This window comes from Actinosynnema sp. ALI-1.44 (assembly GCF_001984155.1).
Taxonomy (GTDB): domain Bacteria; phylum Actinomycetota; class Actinomycetes; order Mycobacteriales; family Pseudonocardiaceae; genus Kibdelosporangium.
Genome location: NZ_MTQO01000039.1, coordinates 101,427 through 118,166, shown reverse-complemented (window position 1 = coordinate 118,166; position 16,740 = coordinate 101,427). Strand labels below are relative to the sequence as shown.

General features: G+C 67.2%; 19 protein-coding genes. 12 read left to right on the top strand and 7 right to left on the bottom strand.

Annotated elements, in window-relative coordinates; genetic code table 11:
* The first annotated feature begins 119 nt into the window (after positions 1-119).
* The 3 genes from ALI144C_RS13440 to ALI144C_RS13430 all read left to right on the top strand — a co-directional run bounded on the left by ALI144C_RS13440 (position 120) and on the right by ALI144C_RS13430 (position 2,276).
* Positions 120-1,109, top strand: coding sequence for a PQQ-dependent sugar dehydrogenase (locus ALI144C_RS13440; RefSeq protein WP_076987425.1), 990 nt, complete (start codon positions 120-122; stop codon positions 1,107-1,109).
* 305 nt (positions 1,110-1,414) lie between these two features.
* Complete coding sequence (locus tag ALI144C_RS13435; RefSeq protein ID WP_076987424.1) at positions 1,415-1,783, top strand: F0F1 ATP synthase subunit epsilon; 369 nt, start codon at positions 1,415-1,417, stop codon at positions 1,781-1,783.
* A gap of 25 nt (positions 1,784-1,808) precedes the next feature.
* A complete protein-coding gene (locus ALI144C_RS13430; protein WP_076987423.1) occupies positions 1,809-2,276 on the top strand; it encodes a DUF2550 domain-containing protein in 468 nt (155 codons plus the stop codon).
* Here the strand turns inward: ALI144C_RS13430 and ALI144C_RS13425 are convergent.
* The 6 genes from ALI144C_RS13425 to ALI144C_RS13400 all read right to left on the bottom strand — a co-directional run bounded on the left by ALI144C_RS13425 (position 2,273) and on the right by ALI144C_RS13400 (position 6,362).
* The gene (locus tag ALI144C_RS13425) at positions 2,273-3,013 is read right to left on the bottom strand and encodes an anti-sigma factor (protein WP_076987422.1); all 741 of its coding nucleotides are present in this window, start codon (positions 3,011-3,013) and stop codon (positions 2,273-2,275) included. The two genes, ALI144C_RS13430 and ALI144C_RS13425, sit on opposite strands and share 4 nt — an antisense overlap.
* Positions 3,010-3,600: an ECF RNA polymerase sigma factor SigK gene (sigK, locus tag ALI144C_RS13420; RefSeq protein WP_076987529.1), complete on the bottom strand. Its 591-nt coding sequence runs from the start codon at positions 3,598-3,600 to the stop codon at positions 3,010-3,012. The genes ALI144C_RS13425 and sigK overlap by 4 nt, the downstream gene beginning before the upstream one ends.
* A 199-nt stretch (positions 3,601-3,799) precedes the next feature.
* On the bottom strand, positions 3,800-4,156 hold the full coding sequence (locus tag ALI144C_RS13415) for a hypothetical protein (RefSeq protein ID WP_076987421.1): 357 nt from the start codon (positions 4,154-4,156) through the stop codon (positions 3,800-3,802).
* A 13-nt stretch (positions 4,157-4,169) separates the two neighbouring features.
* A complete protein-coding gene (locus tag ALI144C_RS13410) occupies positions 4,170-4,406 on the bottom strand; it encodes a DUF397 domain-containing protein (RefSeq protein ID WP_076987420.1) in 237 nt (78 codons plus the stop codon).
* 434 nt (positions 4,407-4,840) lie between these two features.
* On the bottom strand, positions 4,841-5,707 hold the full coding sequence (locus ALI144C_RS13405; RefSeq protein ID WP_076987528.1) for a helix-turn-helix domain-containing protein: 867 nt from the start codon (positions 5,705-5,707) through the stop codon (positions 4,841-4,843).
* Between the two features lie 82 nt (positions 5,708-5,789).
* Complete coding sequence (locus tag ALI144C_RS13400) at positions 5,790-6,362, bottom strand: cob(I)yrinic acid a,c-diamide adenosyltransferase (protein WP_076987419.1); 573 nt, start codon at positions 6,360-6,362, stop codon at positions 5,790-5,792.
* Between the two features lie 180 nt (positions 6,363-6,542).
* Between ALI144C_RS13400 and ALI144C_RS13395 the strand changes: the two genes are divergently transcribed.
* The 9 genes from ALI144C_RS13395 to ALI144C_RS13355 all read left to right on the top strand — a co-directional run bounded on the left by ALI144C_RS13395 (position 6,543) and on the right by ALI144C_RS13355 (position 16,159).
* The gene (locus ALI144C_RS13395) at positions 6,543-7,331 is read left to right on the top strand and encodes a FadR/GntR family transcriptional regulator (protein WP_168211236.1); all 789 of its coding nucleotides are present in this window, start codon (positions 6,543-6,545) and stop codon (positions 7,329-7,331) included.
* Between the two features lie 58 nt (positions 7,332-7,389).
* Positions 7,390-8,661 carry a UDP-N-acetylglucosamine 1-carboxyvinyltransferase gene (murA, locus tag ALI144C_RS13390; RefSeq protein WP_076987417.1) on the top strand — a complete coding sequence of 424 codons (1,272 nt, stop codon included), beginning with the start codon at positions 7,390-7,392 and terminating at the stop codon, positions 8,659-8,661.
* A gap of 643 nt (positions 8,662-9,304) precedes the next feature.
* Entirely contained in the window at positions 9,305-11,299 is a 1,995-nt protein-coding gene (locus ALI144C_RS13385; RefSeq protein WP_076987416.1) for a methylmalonyl-CoA mutase family protein, read from the top strand.
* Between the two features lie 62 nt (positions 11,300-11,361).
* Positions 11,362-12,249: an ectoine/hydroxyectoine ABC transporter substrate-binding protein EhuB gene (gene ehuB / locus ALI144C_RS13380; RefSeq protein WP_076987415.1), complete on the top strand. Its 888-nt coding sequence runs from the start codon at positions 11,362-11,364 to the stop codon at positions 12,247-12,249.
* Positions 12,249-12,884, top strand: a complete 636-nt coding sequence (gene ehuC, locus ALI144C_RS13375; protein ID WP_076987414.1) for an ectoine/hydroxyectoine ABC transporter permease subunit EhuC — start codon at positions 12,249-12,251, stop codon at positions 12,882-12,884. Before ehuB ends, ehuC begins: the two co-directional genes overlap by 1 nt.
* Positions 12,881-13,543, top strand: coding sequence for an ectoine/hydroxyectoine ABC transporter permease subunit EhuD (gene ehuD / locus ALI144C_RS13370; protein ID WP_083752997.1), 663 nt, complete (start codon positions 12,881-12,883; stop codon positions 13,541-13,543). The genes ehuC and ehuD overlap by 4 nt, the downstream gene beginning before the upstream one ends.
* Positions 13,540-14,310, top strand: a complete 771-nt coding sequence (ehuA, locus tag ALI144C_RS13365; RefSeq protein WP_076987412.1) for an ectoine/hydroxyectoine ABC transporter ATP-binding protein EhuA — start codon at positions 13,540-13,542, stop codon at positions 14,308-14,310. The genes ehuD and ehuA overlap by 4 nt, the downstream gene beginning before the upstream one ends.
* A gap of 60 nt (positions 14,311-14,370) precedes the next feature.
* Positions 14,371-15,237, top strand: a complete 867-nt coding sequence (locus ALI144C_RS13360) for an isopenicillin N synthase family oxygenase (RefSeq protein ID WP_143230625.1) — start codon at positions 14,371-14,373, stop codon at positions 15,235-15,237.
* Positions 15,238-15,385: 148 nt separating this feature from the next.
* Positions 15,386-16,159, top strand: a complete 774-nt coding sequence (locus tag ALI144C_RS13355) for an enoyl-CoA hydratase-related protein (RefSeq protein ID WP_076987410.1) — start codon at positions 15,386-15,388, stop codon at positions 16,157-16,159.
* A 42-nt stretch (positions 16,160-16,201) separates the two neighbouring features.
* Here ALI144C_RS13355 and ALI144C_RS13350 read toward each other — a convergent pair whose 3' ends face one another.
* On the bottom strand, positions 16,202-16,738 hold the full coding sequence (locus ALI144C_RS13350; protein WP_076987409.1) for an NUDIX domain-containing protein: 537 nt from the start codon (positions 16,736-16,738) through the stop codon (positions 16,202-16,204).
* Positions 16,739-16,740 lie beyond the last annotated feature (2 nt).

The following is a 16,740-nucleotide window of genomic DNA, read 5'->3' as shown; positions in this document are numbered from 1 at the left end:
AGTGATCGGGTGTTTCCGGGTTGTTAGCTCGGTCGGAGGTAGGACGATCGACTCTCGCTGTGTTTGGATGCATTCGCCGCCCGTGTGTAGCCCGAATGAAGCTCCCAGGAGGCAAGCCCATGACATTCCGGCGCAAACTCGTCGGCGTCGCCGCGTCCGCCACCGCGGTGCTGCTGACCGCGGGAACCGCGATCGCCGCGCCCGCCGACGTGGAACCGTTGGCCATCCGTCAGGTCGCAAGTGGACTCAACCAGGCCTGGTCGGTCGACTTCCTGCCCGACGGCACGGCGCTGTTCACCGAGAAGGACTCCCGCAAGATCCGCAAGATCGGCACCGACGGCAAGGTGTCGGACGTGCAGACGATCTCCGGGGTGAGCGTCACCAAGGAAGCGGGTCTGCTCGGCATCGCGGTGTCCCCCAAGTACGCGACCGACCAGTTGGTGTTCATCTACTACACGACCAATTCCGACAACCGGATCGCGAAACTCAAACTGGGGCAGGCGCCGACGCCCATCGTCACCGGCATCCCGCGCGGATCCCAGTTCCACCACGGCGGCCGGATCAAGTTCGGCCCGGACGGGTACCTCTACGCGGGCACGGGCGACGGCCAGAACGGCGCCAACGCGCAGAACCGGAACTCCCTCGGCGGCAAAGTCCTGCGCGTGGACACCAATGGCGCCGCAGCACCGGGCAACCCGTTCAACAGCAGGGTCTACTCGATGGGGCACCGCAACGTGCAGGGCCTGACCTGGGTCGGCAGCCAGCTGTACATCTCGGAGATCGGCGCGAGCGACGAGGACGAGCTGAACAAGATCACGCCGGGCGGCAACTACGGCTGGCCGGACTGCGAAGGCCCGTGCGACAACTCGAAGTACGTCAACCCGGTGAAGTCGTGGCCGACCTCGCAGGCCACGCCGAGCGGCCTGACGACCTACAAGGGGAGCCTGTACATGGCCTCGCTCAAGGGTGGCACGTACAAGCTCAACACCAGCGGATCAGGCGGCAAGATCTACACCAACCTGGGCCGCACCCGCGACGAGGTCGCCGGGCCGAACAACGTGCTCTGGGTGGTCACCCCGAGCGGCATCTACAACGCCGACGGGGCCTGAGAAACGCCGGTGGCTCCACCCGCCCCCGGGCGGGTGGAGCCACCTCGGCTCATCCGGTCACCGGTTGGCGGGGACCATCACAGGATTCGTCTGTGAGTGGGGTCTCACTTACTCGTCACGAACTCCGCGGCCCTGACATACGCCTCCGGCTCGCCCTCGCGCCGTGAACTGCCCGAAGTCCCCCTTGTCCGGCACCGACTATCCCCTTGAAGCCGTCCACGACCCGCATCACACCGGGAGGGGCGTCGAAGTTGCCGACGGCCGCCGTTTAGACTTGCGGACAAAGGGACACGAAGGAGAAACGCGTGGCCGAGATTTCCGTTGAACTCGTCGCCGTCGAGCGCCGGCTGTGGTCGGGCAAAGCGACGATGGTCATCGCGCAGACGACCGAGGGCGAACTCGGCGTGCTGCCCGGCCACGAACCGCTGCTCGGACAGCTGGTCGAAGGTGGTGTCGTCAAGATCCGCACGACGGACGGCGACACGGTCATCGCGGCGGTCTACGGCGGGTTCCTGTCCATCACCGGTGACGGCGTGAGCATCCTCGCGGAGAACGCCGAACTCGCCGAGGAGATCGACATCGACCAGGCCAGGGCCGAGGTGGCTGCGGCGCAGGACGCGGACGAGCGGGCGAGAGCAGAAGCCCGAGTCCGCGCCGCCGGGCAGACAGTCTGATCCGCGGGACTGGGCGGGGGCGGCCGTGGAGATCCTCTGGTTCATCGGGACGCTCCTGACGGTCGCGGTCGTCACCTTGATCTTGCTGGGTGTGCGCCGGGTCCGGCTGATCCGGATGGGCGGCATCAACGTCGCCCTGCGCACCCATGTGGACAACCCCCGCGGCTGGCATCTGGGCGTGGCCCGCTACCACGGTGACGAGTTCACCTGGTACCGCGCGCTGAGCCTGCGCAGCGGCCCCAACCGGATCATCCAGCGCGACGGGTTCGAGATCGACGACCGCCGTGAACCGGGCGCTCAGGAGCTCTACGGCGTGCCCAACGGCGCCGTCATCCTGCGTTGCCGTGCCGAGTTGGACCCGCCGCGCTCCAAGCGCGCGGTCGGCGGCCCGGACACCGTCGTCGAGATAGCGATGACCCCGGACGCGCTGACCGGTTTTCTCTCGTGGCTCGAGTCAGCGCCCCCGGGGCGTCGTCTTCCTTACGCTTCCTAGGCCAGTTGGATCGTCGAGACGATCTTCTCGCTCGGCGTGGGGGACCCACCGGCGGGCTCGATCGTGATCGCGAGCGCGACGGCTCCCTTGGCCGGAGTGAGATCGCTGGCCGGGATGGCTCCGTTGGAAGCGGCCAGGATCCCCGCGGAGGTCTGCTGGCCCGGCGCGCGGACGTACCAGAGCTGGTAGACCGAGGTTCCCGGCAGTTTCGGGGCGTCCTTGAGCAGCATGACCATGCAGTTCTGCCGGGCCGAGACGACCGCGGTCGCCAGACCGCCGCCCTGCACGGTCCCCGTGCTGACCTTCGCGTCCGGTGCGTTCAACGCGCACTGGATCTGAGACAGCTCCGTCTGGCTCTGGGCGAGCCGGTCCTGCAGGTCGTTGTTGGTCACGACCCAGCCGACGCCGAGCCCGACCGCGGCGACAATGCCCGCGGCGGCCGCGAACACCGCGACACGGGACGTCCGGCGCCTCGTGCGCAGCGAGGCCGGCTCGTCGACCGACAGCGGCGGGATCTGACGCACGTTGCCGATCGCCGCGTGCACCTTGTTCCACAGTTGAGGCGGCGGCGCGATCGCGGTCGCCGTGCCGAGGCGTGCCGTGGTCTCCCTGAGCTCCGCGACCTCCTGGTGGCAGGCCGGACAGCCTGCCATGTGGTCCTCGAACGCTCTGCGCTCCATTTCGGACAGCGCGTCCAGCACATACGCACCCGTCAGTGTGTGGACATCGTTGTTCACGCCGTCACCCCCATGCAGTCACGCAGCCTGATCAGCCCGTCCCGCAATCGTGTTTTGACAGTGCCGAGCGGCGAGTCGAGCAGGTGCGCGACTTCCCGGTAGGTGTAGCCCTGGTAGTACGCGAGCATGACGGACTCGCGCTGGAGTTCGGTGAGCGTGCCGAGACAGCGGCGAACCTGTTCGCGTTCCATCCGGCCCGCGACGACTTCGGTGACCTCGTCGAAGGGGCGCGCGTTCTCGGCGCGTGCGGCGCGGGTGTCGCGGTCGGTGCTCGCCTGGGCGGACCGGACCCGGTCGACGGACTTGCGGTGCGCGATCGTCATGGCCCACGACAGGACCGAGCCGCGCTCGGGGCTGTAGCGCGTGGCCGAGCGCCAGAGTTCGAGGAAGACCTCCTGCGCGACCTCTTCGGACTGTGCCGGGTCACGCAGGATTCGCTGCACCAGCCCGAAGACGGGGGCGGAGAGGTGGCGGTAGAGCTGCTCGAAGGCAGCTTCGTCCCCGCGTGCGACGCGGGGCAGCAGTTCGTCCAGAGTGGCCGGTCGCGGTCCGCCTGGTTCGCGTGACCGCTGCGCCCGTTCCCGCATGCTCACCCCTCCTCGTACCTCTGCCTGCACGTCGGATGATTCGAATCCGGCGTGCAGGCGGATTGGTGAAGAGAAGGTTAGTGCGTTTTGGAGCCGCGGGAGCGACTCAGCCGAGTCACCCCTGCGGCAAGCTTGACACCGAGTTCTCTGATGAACGCTCGGGGACCCGAGCTGCCATCACGCGGCAGCACGGCTGGACTCACGCGGACGCGGACAGCCATTTCGACCTGCCAGGACGGGCCGGAACCCAGCACCCGTTGACCTTCGGTACCTCACCGGGCGCGGGATCCGGCAGAGCCAGCAATTCAGCGACGACCTCGGCGGACCGACCGCTGGATCGCCAGAAAACCTTGTACGGAAAGAAAATGTCCATCTCGTCACCCGGGATGCGGGTGGCGTCGGCATCGTGCTCGCCGTAGATCTGGATCACGTCGACCACTCCGTGGTGGACCCGCACGCCGACGACGGCGGCCACCTCCCCAGCGGCGTCGCGCGGATGCGCGAAGCTGAACCCCCGGGCCATCAGTTCCCTGAGTTGTGCCTCGAAGTCGTCCATGTCGCCGCCTTCGTCACGACAGAACGTCGTCGAATTCGCCGTCCTTCGCTCCTGCGAGGAAGGCTGCCATTTCGGCCCGTGTATAGATCAGTGCCGGTCCGTTCGGAAACCGTGAGTTGCGCACCGCGATCTCGCCGGACTCGAGCGTCGCGACCTCTACACAGTTACCCACCGCTCCGCTCATCCGGCTGCGTCGCCAGTCGACGCCTCCGAGGCGGTCCGCGGCTACCCCGTTGTGTACTGCCGTCATGGAGTGCTCCCACCTATCCCCGACTTGCCTTGGCGGCGGCACGTCTCGTATCGATCTTCGTGCACAAGCAAGGTAGCACGCGCCAGTGCACGGGCGCATGCACGTGCATCTGCACGATTTTCACACCCCGGTCGCGACGAGTTGATCACAGCAGGTTTTGTCGACGCTACGTAGCCGCTGGTCGCCGACAGTGAGATCGATTGCATTCCGACTCCGCCATCTGGCCGAATTTCGTACGACACATAAACACGGCGAGGGAGGAATTGTGATGACCGTGAGTGTGCCGCCGGAGCCCCGGCACCCCGAGTTCGCCGGGCGGTGGCCAAATCGTTAACACCTGTTACGGCCGTGGGATGGGCGCAAAGATCCAATGTCCGCATCCCGGCGGTTGGCAACCGCTGTTCGGGTGGGAGTGGTGGCGAATCGTCGCCGGATCAGAGAGCCTTCAGCACCTTCGAGATGGTCCGCCTGGTCTGCTCCGGCGTTTCGGCCTCGACAACCAGTCGATGTGCGGCTTTGTTGTAGACCTCGACCTCGTCGGTCTTGTCCAGGTAGAGCGCTCCGCAGAGGTGCTCGAGGTAGACGATGTCCGGCAGCTCGGACTCGGCGAACCGCAACAGCGTGAAGGGCGTCTCGCCTGCCGACCCGCCCAGCTCGAACGGCAGGATCTGCAGCGAGATGTTCGACAGCCTGGTCATCTCCAGCAGGTGCTCGAGCTGCTGGCGGAGCACCTTCGTCCCGCCCATCTGGCGGTGGATGCACGCCTCCTCGATCACCGCCCACACACGCGGCGCCTGCGGTGACGCGAGCAGCCGCTGGCGCTGCATCCGGAGGTTGACCCTGCGGTCGATCTCCTCCGGCGGGGCGTCCGGCCTGCCGCGCAGCATCACCGCGCGGGCGTACGCCTCGGTCTGCAGCAGGCCGGGGATGAACTGCACCTCGTAGGTCTGGATCCGGGACGCCGACTCCTCGAGACCGACGAAGTCCTGGAACCAGTGCGGCATCAGGTCGTTGTAGCGCTGCCACCAGCCGGGCTGGTTGGACTCGCGGACCAGGCCGAGGAAGATGTCGCGGTCGCTCTGGTCGGTCACGCCGTAGAGCGTCAGCAGGTCGGCGACGTCGCGTTCCTTGAAGCTGACGCGACCGAGCTCGACCCGGCTGATCTTGGAGCCGGAACCCCTGATCGCGTACCCGGCGTCCTCGCGGGAGATGCCCTTGGCCTCGCGCAGCCGCCGCAGCTGGCTGCCGAGGACCATCCGGCGCGCGGTGGGACCACTCCCTGCGGGCTCACCCGTGGGCATGGTCACCTCCTGTTTCGCCTGCCCGGTCGGTTGCGACCACACACTCTAAGACCAAAAGGAACGCAAAGCGCGCACGTGCCCGCTAATTGCTTCCGGCACCACCCGGTTGCCACAGGACGTCACCGTCCGGATTCGCCAGCCTGCACAGGATGAACAGCAGGTCGGAGAGCCTGTTGAGGTACTTCGCGGCCAGCACGTTCGTCCGCTCGGCGTCGGCGTCGATCAACGTCCATGTCGTACGTTCAGCCCGTCGCGTTACTGTCCTGGCCACGTGCAGGTACGCCGCACCGGGCGTTCCGCCAGGCAGGATGAAGGACTCCAGCTTCGGCAGACGCGCGTTGAGCTCGTCGCACCAGCCCTCCAGCCGCTCGATGTAGGCCGGGGTGATCCGCAGCCTGGAGTCGTCGTCGCCGATCGGCGTGCACAGGTCGGCGCCCACGTCGAACATGTCGTTCTGCACCGTGCGCAGCACGTTCGCGATCTCGTCGGGCAGGCTGCCCATCGCGACGGCGACCCCGATGGCCGCGTTGGCCTCGTCGACGTCGGCGTACGCCGACAGCCTCGGGTCCGTCTTGGACACCCTCGAGAAGTCGCCGAGCCCGGTCGTGCCGTCGTCGCCGACGCGGGTGTAAATGCGGGTCAGGTGCACAGCCATGGCGAGAACCTTATTCGACACCGGCACGGCTGGTCAGCCCGTGATCCGTCACGCTTGCTCGAGTGTCCAGCGGGAATCGGGCCAAAAGCTGGTCCTAATCTTTCGGCTCCCCTAAAGTGATCGGCGTCAACCACCCAATGGGCTATGTTCGATGCTCGGCTGCGCAGGGAGCATTCGACTTTGAGAACACGTGCGAGCGACGGGCCGTCCCTCAGGCTGAGCCTGGACATGGACCAGTCCGGTCCGATGAAGGTCAAGTCCGCGGCCGAGCAACTGGTGGACCGGCTGATCACCGCGATCGCGCTCGGCGCCTTGCTGCCAGGGCAGAAACTCCCGCCGGAGCGGGAGTTCGCGGCAAGGCTGAACGTAAGCCGGACCACGTTGCGGGACGCGCTGCACCAACTGGAGTCGCTCGGCTACGTCAGCATCACGCGCGGCCGCAGCGGCGGCGTACGGGTGCACAGCACGTGGGGCCCCGAGTCGGGATCGCACATCCGCAGCATGCTCCTGCCCCGCTGGCAACACCTGACCTGGCTTTTCGACCTGACCAGGTCGTTGCTGCCGATGATCGCGGGGATAGCCGCGCAACGACGTGACGACGACGACATCCGCAAGATCTGGGCGGCGGTCGAGGCGTATGAGCGAGCCGTCGACGACCGCGACGAGATGCGGACCGCGGACCACACGCTCCACTCGGCGATCGCCGACGCGACCGGGAACCCCTACTACGTGAGCATCGACTCCCAACTGCGGATCCAGCTCACTTTCGGCACGGACTCACTGCCCTATGACACCGACATAAGGCAGCGCGCGCTGGACGACCACCGCGCGATCGCGCAGGCCATCGAAGACGGGGACAGCGCCCGCGCGTCGGAACTGACGTTGCACCACTTCGTGGACCTGGCGGAGAAGCCCATGCTGCGGTTGCGGGAGCGCGTCGAGGCGGCGGGAGCCTCCGAATCCAGCTGACATCGGCCCGCCCGTACGATTGGCGCCAATCCAAGGATCTTTCTTACGGGGAGGGTGCGTGTCCGAGCACTTCCGGGTTCACGGCGGCGCGAGACTCGTCGGCGAGGTCGATGTCGTCGGGGCCAAGAACAGTGTGCTCAAACTGATGGCGGCGGCGTTGCTCGCGCGGGGGACGACGACGCTGACCAACTGCCCGCAGATCCTGGACGTGCCGTACATGGCGGACGTCCTGCGCAGCATCGGCTGCGAGGTGTCCGTCGACGGGGGAACGGTCGTCATCACCACCCCGTCCGAGCTCAACCACAAGCCGGACGCGGCATCCATGGGCAAACTGCGCGCCTCGGTGTGCGTCCTCGGTCCGCTGGTCGGCCGTTGCCGCCGCGCCGTGGTCGCGCTGCCAGGCGGTGACGCGATCGGCTCGCGCCCGCTGGACATGCACCAGAACGGCCTCCGCCAACTCGGCGCGACCAGCGAGATCGAGCACGGTTCGGTGGTGGCGGAGGCGGAAGGCCTGCACGGCGCCCAGATCTGGCTCGACTTCCCGAGCATGGGCGCGACCGAGAACATCCTGATGGCGGCCGTGCTGGCGGACGGCACGACAGTGATCGACAACGCGGCGCGCGAACCCGAGATCGTCGACCTCTGCACGATGCTCCAGCAGATGGGCGCCAAGATCGAGGGCGCGGGCACGTCCACGCTGACCGTGCACGGCGTCGACTCACTGCAACCAACCGAGCACCGCGTGATCGGCGACCGGATCGTCGGCGCGACCTGGGCCTTCGCCGCCGCCGTGACGAGGGGAGACCTGACCGTCAGGGGCGTCGACCCGCACCACCTCGACCTCGTGCTGGACAAGCTCCGCACAGCAGGCGCCGAGGTCACGGTGTACGACGACAAGGCGTTCCGCGTGGTGATGGCCGAACGCCCGAAGTCAGTGGACTTCGTGACGCTGCCGTACCCGGGCTTCGCCACGGACCTGCAGCCGTTCGCGATAGCGCTGTGCGCGGTGTCCGAAGGAACCGCGATGATCACGGAGAACCTCTTCGAAGCAAGGTTCCGCTTCGTGGAAGAGATGATGCGCCTGGGTGCGGACGCCAGGACTGACGGACACCACGCGGTGATCAGGGGCCTGGAGAAGCTGTCGAGCGCGCCGGTCTGGGCGTCGGACATCCGCGCGGGCGCGGGCCTGGTGCTGGCGGGCCTGTGCGCGGACGGCGTGACAGAGGTGTGGGACGTCTTCCACATCGACCGCGGCTACCCGGGCTTCGTGGAGAACCTGGTACGCCTCGGCGCGAACGTGGAACGCGTAACCCAAGCCCCGGAGCGCTAGACAGCAGACCGAGAGCGTCACCACATCCCACCCGCGACCGGCCAACGCTCAACCCCAGCCCGCGCACAAGCGCAAACCCAGCGACAACACGCTCGCGCGCAAGCGCAGAGTGGTGCTTCGGGGGTGTCTCCTGCCCGTCGGCCTGGGCGAAGCCAACCACGGGCTGTCAAGAGGTCGGCCTACCCCAAGAGCCCCAGCGACAGCCATACCGATCCTCTTGATAGACCGTGGTTCCCTGGGGCAGGTCGACGGGCAGGGGACACCCGCGCCCTGAAACCCCGGGACATGAAAAGCATGCGCCGGGAAGAACACGACGCGAAGAACCTCCTGCCCAGAGGTCTGCTCCCGGCGAGGGGTCTTTTTTCCCACCGAGGACCGCGCCATGGCGACCGCCTGCGCCCGTGAGGCTGTGCCCGTGAGGCTGTGCCGTGTGAGGCTGTGCCGTCGAGACCGTGCGCGAGTGAGGAACCCCGAAGTGGCCCCCTGTGCTTGCGCACAAGCCGCCATTGAACCTGCGCTGTGCTTGCACAGGTCGCTTGCCTGGTCACGGTCGAGTGGCTTTCTCGATTTTGTGAGTCAGTGCACGTTATTGCCCGGTTACCAGCCAGTACCGTCAAGGGGATCCAGCGCCACGGAGGTTCCCATGCCGTACCCGACCGACCGCGAGCGTGACCGGCCATGGGTCATGCGGACCTACGCCGGCCACTCGTCGGCGACGGCGTCCAACGCGCTCTACCGTCGCAACCTCGCCAAAGGCCAAACGGGGTTGTCGGTGGCCTTCGACCTGCCGACACAGACCGGCTACGACCCCGACCACGAGTTGTCGCGCGGCGAAGTCGGCAAGGTCGGTGTACCGATCAGTCACGTCGGCGACATGCGGCAACTGTTCGACGGCATCCCGCTCGCCGAAGCCAACACCTCGATGACCATCAACGCGACGGCCATGTGGTTGCTCGCGCTGTACACGACGGTCGCCGAGGAACAGGGCGCCGACATAGCCAAACTGATGGGCACAACGCAGAACGACATCATCAAGGAGTACCTGTCCCGCGGCACCTACGTCTTCCCGCCGGGCCCGTCGTTGCGCCTGATCACCGACATGGTCGCGTGGACGGTCACCAACGTCCCGAAGTGGAACCCGATCAACATCTGCAGCTACCACCTGCAGGAGGTCGGTGCCAACCCGGTGCAGGAAATCGCGTACTCCATGTGCACCGCGATCGCGGTGCTGGACGCGGTCCGTGACTCCGGCCAGGTGCCGCAGGAGGAGTTCGGCTCGGTTGTCGCGCGGATGTCGTTCTTCGTCAACGCGGGTGTGCGGTTCGTCGAGGAAATGTGCAAGATGCGGGCGTTCTCCCAGCTGTGGGACGAGATCACGCTCGCGCGTTACGGCGTGCAGAACCCCAAGCACCGCCGCTTCCGGTACGGCGTGCAGGTGAACTCGCTGGGCCTGACCGAGGCGCAACCGGAGAACAACGTCCAGCGGATCGTGCTGGAGATGCTCGCGGTTTCCTTGTCCCGCAACGCTCGTGCGCGCGCCATCCAGTTGCCCGCGTGGAACGAGGCGCTCGGTCTGCCGAGGCCGTGGGACCAACAGTGGGCGCTGCGGATGCAGCAGGTCCTGGCCTACGAGACCGACCTGCTCGAGTACGAGGACATCTTCGACGGCTCGCCCGTCATCGAGGCCAAAGTGGACGAGATCCTGCGCGGCGCCCGCGAGGAGATCGACCGGGTGCAGGCGATGGGCGGTGCGGTGGCCGCGGTGGAGAGCGGGTACATGAAAACCCAGCTCGTCGGTTCGCTCGCGGCACGCCGGGTGCGCATCGAGAACGGCGAGGAGACCATCGTCGGCGTCAACAAGTTCGACACCACCGAGCCGTCGCCGCTGCAGGCCGAGGGCGCCAAGGCGATCGAACAGCTCGACCCCGCCGTCGAGAAGGACGCCGTCGCGGCCATCCAGCGCTGGCGCGCGGACCGGGACCAGGCCGCGGTGGAACAGTCGCTGGACGCTTTGCGGGCGGCCGCGAAGACAGACGTGAACCTCGTCACGGCGACGCTTGCCTGCGCCAGGGCCGGTGTCACCACGGGTGAATGGGCGGGAGCGCTCCGGGAGGTGTTCGGCGAGTACCGCGCGCCGACCGGTGTCGCCGGTGTTTCCACTGGTGAGGCCGGTGCCGAGCTGGCTCGGGTGCGGGATCGGGTGCAGCGGACCAGCGCCGAACTGGGGGAGCGGCTGCGCATGCTGGTCGGCAAGCCGGGGCTCGACGGGCACTCCAACGGAGCCGAGCAGGTCGCGGTCCGGGCGCGGGATGTGGGTTTCGAAGTCGTCTATCAGGGTATCCGGCTGACGCCGGACCAGATCGTGGCCGCCGCGGTGCAGGAGGGCGTCCACGTGGTCGGGCTGTCGGTGCTGTCCGGGTCACACCTGGAGGTCGTGCCCGCGGTGGTGGAAGGACTGCGGGCGGCGGGAGCCGACGACGTGCCTGTCGTCGTCGGCGGTATCGTGCCGCCCGATGACGCCAAAGCTTTGCTGGACAAGGGAATAGCTCGGGTTTTCACTCCGAAGGACTACGAGCTCACTGAGATCATGGCCGGAATCGTCGATCTGGTAAGGGAAACACGCGGCCTGACCGGGTGAACTGTCGTTCGTCCACTTCGGATCGTGTTGACCTGGGCCGATGAACGCCCTACGGTCGTCGCGTGGCTTCTCGACGACTGCTGCTGCAGGCTGCGGCGGCTGGGGCGCTCTCCCTTGCCCTGCCCGGTTGCACCAGGGTGGATCTGTCCGCAGAGCCGAACGGTGGTTCGTTGCTCGATCGGCTCAGACAACAAGGTGAGGTGCGGATCGGTTTCGGCAATGAGGCGCCGTACAGCTTCATCAACTCCGAAGCCGAACTGACCGGCGAGGCGGCCGAGGTCGCCAAAGTGGTGTTCGCGCGGCTCGGCGTGCCCAAGCTCGTGCCGATCCCGTCCGAGTTCGGCTCGCTGATCGCCGGGCTGAAAGTCGGCCTGTTCGACGTGATCGGCGCGGGCATGTCCATCCTACCCAAGCGCTGCAAGCAGGTGCTGTTCACCAACCCGGACTTCATCGCGCCTGCGGCTTTCCTCGTGCCCAAGGGCAACCCGAAGGGCATCAAGACGTTCGCCGAGGTGGCGCAGCAGAACCTGAAGCTGGGTGTGCTGATCGGCGCCACCGAGAAGGACTACGCCACCGCCAACGGAGTCTCCGCGAACCGGATCACCGCTTACCAGAACCAGCCGAGCGGTCTCGAAGCCGTCAACACCGGACGGGAGGACGCGTTCGCGCTGACGTCCATCTCGCTGCGCGACATCCTCGGCAAGAACCCCGGTGCGCCGTTGGAGATCACGACTCCGTTCGTGCCGGTGGTCGACGGCAAACCGCAGTACACCTCGGGCGGGTTCGCGTTCCTGCCCGACCAGTCGAACATCGTCACCGCGTTCAACAAGGAACTCGCCGACCTCAAGCGGTCCGGTGAGCTGCTGCGCATCCTGCGGCCCTTCGGCTTCACCGAGGCCGAAATGACCGACCTGAAGGCGCGTGATCTCTGCGCGGCACCGGAGGCCTGATGTCCAGCGCGCAGCTAGGCCTGCTCCTCTACGGGGCGTGGAAGACGATCCTGCTGACTCTCGGCGGGATGGCGCTCGCACTCGTGATCGCGTTCCCGGTCGGGCTGGCCAGGGTCAGCCACAACAAGTTCGTGCGGGCCATCGGCTTCACGTACGTCGAGCTGTTCCGCGGCGCGGCTGTGCTCGTGCTCGCGTTCTGGTTCGTGTACGCGTTGCCGTCGCTCGGCTGGCAGCTCGACCCGACGTTCGCCGGGATCCTCGCGCTCGGCCTGAACATGGGCGCGTACTCCGGTGAGGTCGTCCGCGGCGCGATCCAGGCCGTCCCGCCCGGTCAGATCGAGGCGGCGACAGCGCTGAACTTCAAGCCGTCACAGGGAATGCGCCGGGTCGTGCTGCCGCAGGCAGTCCGCGCGATGATCCCGTCCTTCGGCAACAACGTCATCGAGCAGCTCAAGGCCACGGCCGTGGTCGCCGTGGTGTCCATCCCGGAGCTGACGTTCAACGGCCAGCTGATCTGGAGTGGCAACGGCCGCGCCGCCGCGGTCTTCGGCGGGCTGCTGATCGGGTACGGCCTGATGGCGTTGATCTTCATGACCGGCGTGAAGCTGCTCGAACGAAGGGTGGCCTGGACATGAAGTTCGACTGGAACTACGCGCTCGACATCCTGCCGCAACTGCTGGACGGCCTGCTGACCGCGTTGATCGCGACGGTCGTCGGCTACGCGGTCGCGTTGGTGCTCGGCCTGGTCTTCGCGCTGGCGCGGCGCAGCCACCAGAAGTGGGTCAGCGTCCCGGTCGGCTTCGTCGTGGAGTTCATCCGCGGCACGCCACTGCTGATCCAGCTGTTCTTCTTGTTCTTCGTGTTGCCGCAGTTGGGTTTGGCGCTGTCCCCGCTCGCCGCGGGCATCGTCGGGCTCGGGTTGCACTACGCGACGTACACGTCCGAGGTCTACCGCGCCGGGATCGAAGGTGTCCCGCCCGGGCAGTGGGACGCCGCGATCGCGCTGCACCTGCCGCGTCGCCGCGTGTGGACGAGCGTGATCCTCCCGCAGGCGGTGCCGCGGTCGATCCCCGCACTGACCAACTACTCCATCGCACTGTTCAAAGACGTCCCGCAGTTGGTGGCGATCACCGTCGCCGAGCCCTTCACCGTGGGGCGCGGGATCATCGCGGAGACCTTCCGCCCGTTCGAGCCGATCACGATGGCCGGCTTGCTCTACCTGGCAGTCGCGCTCGTCCTGTCCTACATCGGCAGGATCGTGGAGCGCCGGTACAAGGGGATGGCCACAGCATGAGTTTCATCGACTTCACCGACGTGAGCAAACGCTTCGGCGACAACGTGGTGCTGGACGACATGTCGTTCAACGTGGCCAACGGCGAACGCGTGACGCTGATCGGGCCGAGCGGATCGGGCAAGACCACGATCCTGCGGATGCTGATGACGCTGACCAAGCCGGACTCGGGCACGATCGCGATCGACGACGAATACCTGTGGCACGAACGACGCGGCGACGACCTCGTCCCGGCGAGCGAAGCGCACACCCGCAAGGTCCGCAGCCGCGTGACCATGGTCTTCCAGCAGTTCAACCTGTTCCCGAACATGAAGGTGCTGCGCAACGTCACCGAGGCGCCGATCCACGTGCTCGGCAAGCAGAAGGACGAGGCGGACGAGCGCGCCCGCGAACTGCTGGAGATGGTCGGCCTGCAGGACAAGGCGGACTTCTACCCGTCGCAACTGTCGGGCGGGCAGCAGCAGCGCGTGGCGATCGCGCGCGCTCTCGCCGTCGAGCCGGACATCCTGCTGCTCGACGAGGTCACGTCGGCTCTGGACCCGGAGATCGCCGCCGAGGTGCTCGACGTGCTGCGGGACGTGGCCAAGACCAGCGACGTGACCATGCTGCTGGTGACGCACGCGATGCGCTTCGCGCGCGACGTCTCCAACCGGGTGCTGATGTTCAACGAAGGCAAGATCATCGAGGACGCCGCCCCGGAGCAGATGTTCAACGAGCCGCAGCACGAGCGCACCAAGGCGTTCCTGAAGTCGGTACTGGAAGAGGTTTGAACCGGTTACCCCGGTCGGCCGTGTGTCCCTTGCCTGGTAAGGGAACGGGAAGGCAGGGCAGTGGCTGACGTTCGTACGTTCGGGCTACCGGATCGCGTCGAGGCAACCGCGTCGGACCTCCGCATGGCCGACGAGCTGATCAACGCGTGGCTGGCCGACGGGATGGTCCGGATCGCGTGTGACCGGTGGCAGGCGCGCAAGCTCGAAGACGCCGTCGCCATGGGAAAACGGTACTTCGAGCAGCCCGTGCACCTGAAGTCGAGGTGCCTGAGCGACCTGAGCTACTCGGGTTATTCGACGGCCGCCGGCGCCGAGACGTTCACCATCTGCCGGGACATCCAGCGCGAGGACGTGCGGGTGGGCGCGCAGTGGCCGTGTCACGGCCCGGTGCCGTGGCCGAGCACGGAGTACCGGCGCACGATGCGGTTGCTGACCGACGAACTCGGCCGGATCGGTGAGCGGCTCATGCACCTGATCGGGGTAGGTCTGCGGCTGCCGGATTTCGAGGTGCTCGCCGCGCTGTCGGACGACGGCTGGCACCACGCGTTCGTGCAGCGGCTCCCGTCGGGGACGCACGAGCTGAGCTCGCACGGCCTGCTGATGATCACGGTCGAGAACGGCACGCTGACCGCGACGCCCGGTGAGCTCATGGAGTTCATGACCAACGGCTACCTCGGGATGACCCCGCTCGAAGCGCAGGTCAACACCAGCAGCGAACTGGTCCTGTCGTATTTCCACGAGCCCGCGTTCGAGCTGGGTCTGCGCCCGGTGCTCGAACCCGCGCACGGCTACGTCCACTACGGCACGTACTTCACCGACCTGTTCATGCGCAGGCACCCCGAACGCCGGACCACGCAGCGGATCAAGGCGGAGGACCGGCTGGCCGTGTTGGCGAGCCTGTCGAAGCGGGCTAGCGTCGGAGCATGAGCTCCTGTTTCACCCCGCACGAACGCAGCCGCGTGGCACCCAGCGGCGCCTCAGGGGAACGTGACGCGACCCAGCCACAAGTACGCACCGAACTGAACACGTCAGCCCAAGGTGACCAGGCGTAAAAATTTCGGGGAGGCGGAACAGCATGACCGACTACGAGCACATCCTGGTCAAGACCGAGCCCGACACCGTCCGGATCACCATGAACCGGGCGGCGAGGCGCAACTCGCTGTCCGAGGACCACCTGTCCGAACTGCTGGACGCCGTGGTGGCCGCCGGGGAGTCGGAGGCGACGGGAATCGTGCTCGCGGGCGCGGGCCCGGTCTTCTCGGCCGGGCACGACTTCGCCGACGTGGCCGCGCGCGACTACTTGGGTGTCCGCGAGTTGCTGGCGTTGTGCACGGAGCTCATGCACACGATCCAGTCGGTGCCGCAGGTCGTGATCGCCCGCGTGCACGGATTGGCGACCGCCGCGGGATGTCAGCTCGTGGCGTCGTGTGACCTGGCGGTGGCCGCGGAATCGGCGGGTTTCGCGTTGCCGGGCGGGAAAGGCGGCTGGTTCTGCCACACCCCCGCAGTGCCGGTGGCCAGGAGCATCGGCCGCAAACGCCTGATGGAGATGGTCCTGACCGGCGACACGGTCCCCGCCGCGGTGGCGCTGGAGTGGGGCATGGTCAACCAGGTCGTGCCGGATGCCGAACTGGACGCCGCCGTTGACGCCCTGCTGGCCAGGGCGACCAGGGGCAGCCGGGCGGCGAAAGCCCTCGGCAAGCAGACGATCTACGCGCAGCTCGACCGGCCGGAGGCGGACGCGTACGCGATCGCGCTGGAGGTCATGGCCGCAGCGTCGCAGACACCCGGCGCCCGGGAGGGGATGGCGGCGTTCCTGGAAAAGCGCACCCCGGTGTGGCCCGACTGAAACCTCGTGAGTGGTTGGCCGGGTTAGAACCCCGATGAACACTCACGAGGTGGAGCGCTCGTGCATGAGCAGCATCAGGTATGCGGCGATCGTCTGGGCGTCGGTGACGTCCTGCCGTTGGATCATCGCCTCGAATTCCTTGCGCTCGACCCACGCGGTCCGCATGTCCTGTTCCTCGTGCTCGCGCTCGTGCGGGCCTTCGGTGAGGTCGGTGGCCAGGTAGACGTGGCCGCGTTGGCTGGACAGCCCGGGGGCGACGTCCAGCATGCCCAGTTCGGTCATGGTGGCCGCGCGGAGCCCGGTTTCCTCACGCAGTTCGCGCGCGGCCAGGTCGACCGGGGGCATGTCGGCCATGCCCGGTGCCGTGCCCTGGGGGAACTCCCAGCGGCGCAGGCCGAGCGGGTACCGGAACTGCTCGACCATGTGCAGGCGGTCGCCGTCGAGGGGGATGACCAGGGCGTAGGTCGGCTTGTCGATGACGGCGTAGATGCCGTCCGAGCCGTCCTGGCGGCGGATCCTGTCCTCGCGGACCGTCATCCACGGGTTTTCGTACACCTGCCGTGTGCCGAGCGTCTGCATAC

Bases quoted from the DNA above. Each gene is read 5' to 3' on its own strand.
- ALI144C_RS13440 (WP_076987425.1), top strand. From the start codon at position 120: ATGACATTCCGGCGCAAACTCGTCGGCGTCGCCGCGTCCGCCACCGCG.
- sigK (WP_076987529.1), bottom strand. From the start codon at position 3,600: ATGCGGGAACGGGCGCAGCGGTCACGCGAACCAGGCGGACCGCGACCG.
- ALI144C_RS13415 (WP_076987421.1), bottom strand. From the start codon at position 4,156: ATGGACGACTTCGAGGCACAACTCAGGGAACTGATGGCCCGGGGGTTC.
- ALI144C_RS13410 (WP_076987420.1), bottom strand. From the start codon at position 4,406: ATGACGGCAGTACACAACGGGGTAGCCGCGGACCGCCTCGGAGGCGTC.
- ALI144C_RS13405 (WP_076987528.1), bottom strand. From the start codon at position 5,707: ATGCCCACGGGTGAGCCCGCAGGGAGTGGTCCCACCGCGCGCCGGATG.
- ALI144C_RS13400 (WP_076987419.1), bottom strand. From the start codon at position 6,362: ATGGCTGTGCACCTGACCCGCATTTACACCCGCGTCGGCGACGACGGC.
- ALI144C_RS13385 (WP_076987416.1), top strand. From the start codon at position 9,305: ATGCCGTACCCGACCGACCGCGAGCGTGACCGGCCATGGGTCATGCGG.
- ehuC (WP_076987414.1), top strand. From the start codon at position 12,249: ATGTCCAGCGCGCAGCTAGGCCTGCTCCTCTACGGGGCGTGGAAGACG.
- ehuD (WP_083752997.1), top strand. From the start codon at position 12,881: ATGAAGTTCGACTGGAACTACGCGCTCGACATCCTGCCGCAACTGCTG.
- ehuA (WP_076987412.1), top strand. From the start codon at position 13,540: ATGAGTTTCATCGACTTCACCGACGTGAGCAAACGCTTCGGCGACAAC.
- ALI144C_RS13355 (WP_076987410.1), top strand. From the start codon at position 15,386: ATGACCGACTACGAGCACATCCTGGTCAAGACCGAGCCCGACACCGTC.
- ALI144C_RS13350 (WP_076987409.1), bottom strand. From the start codon at position 16,738: ATGCAGACGCTCGGCACACGGCAGGTGTACGAAAACCCGTGGATGACG.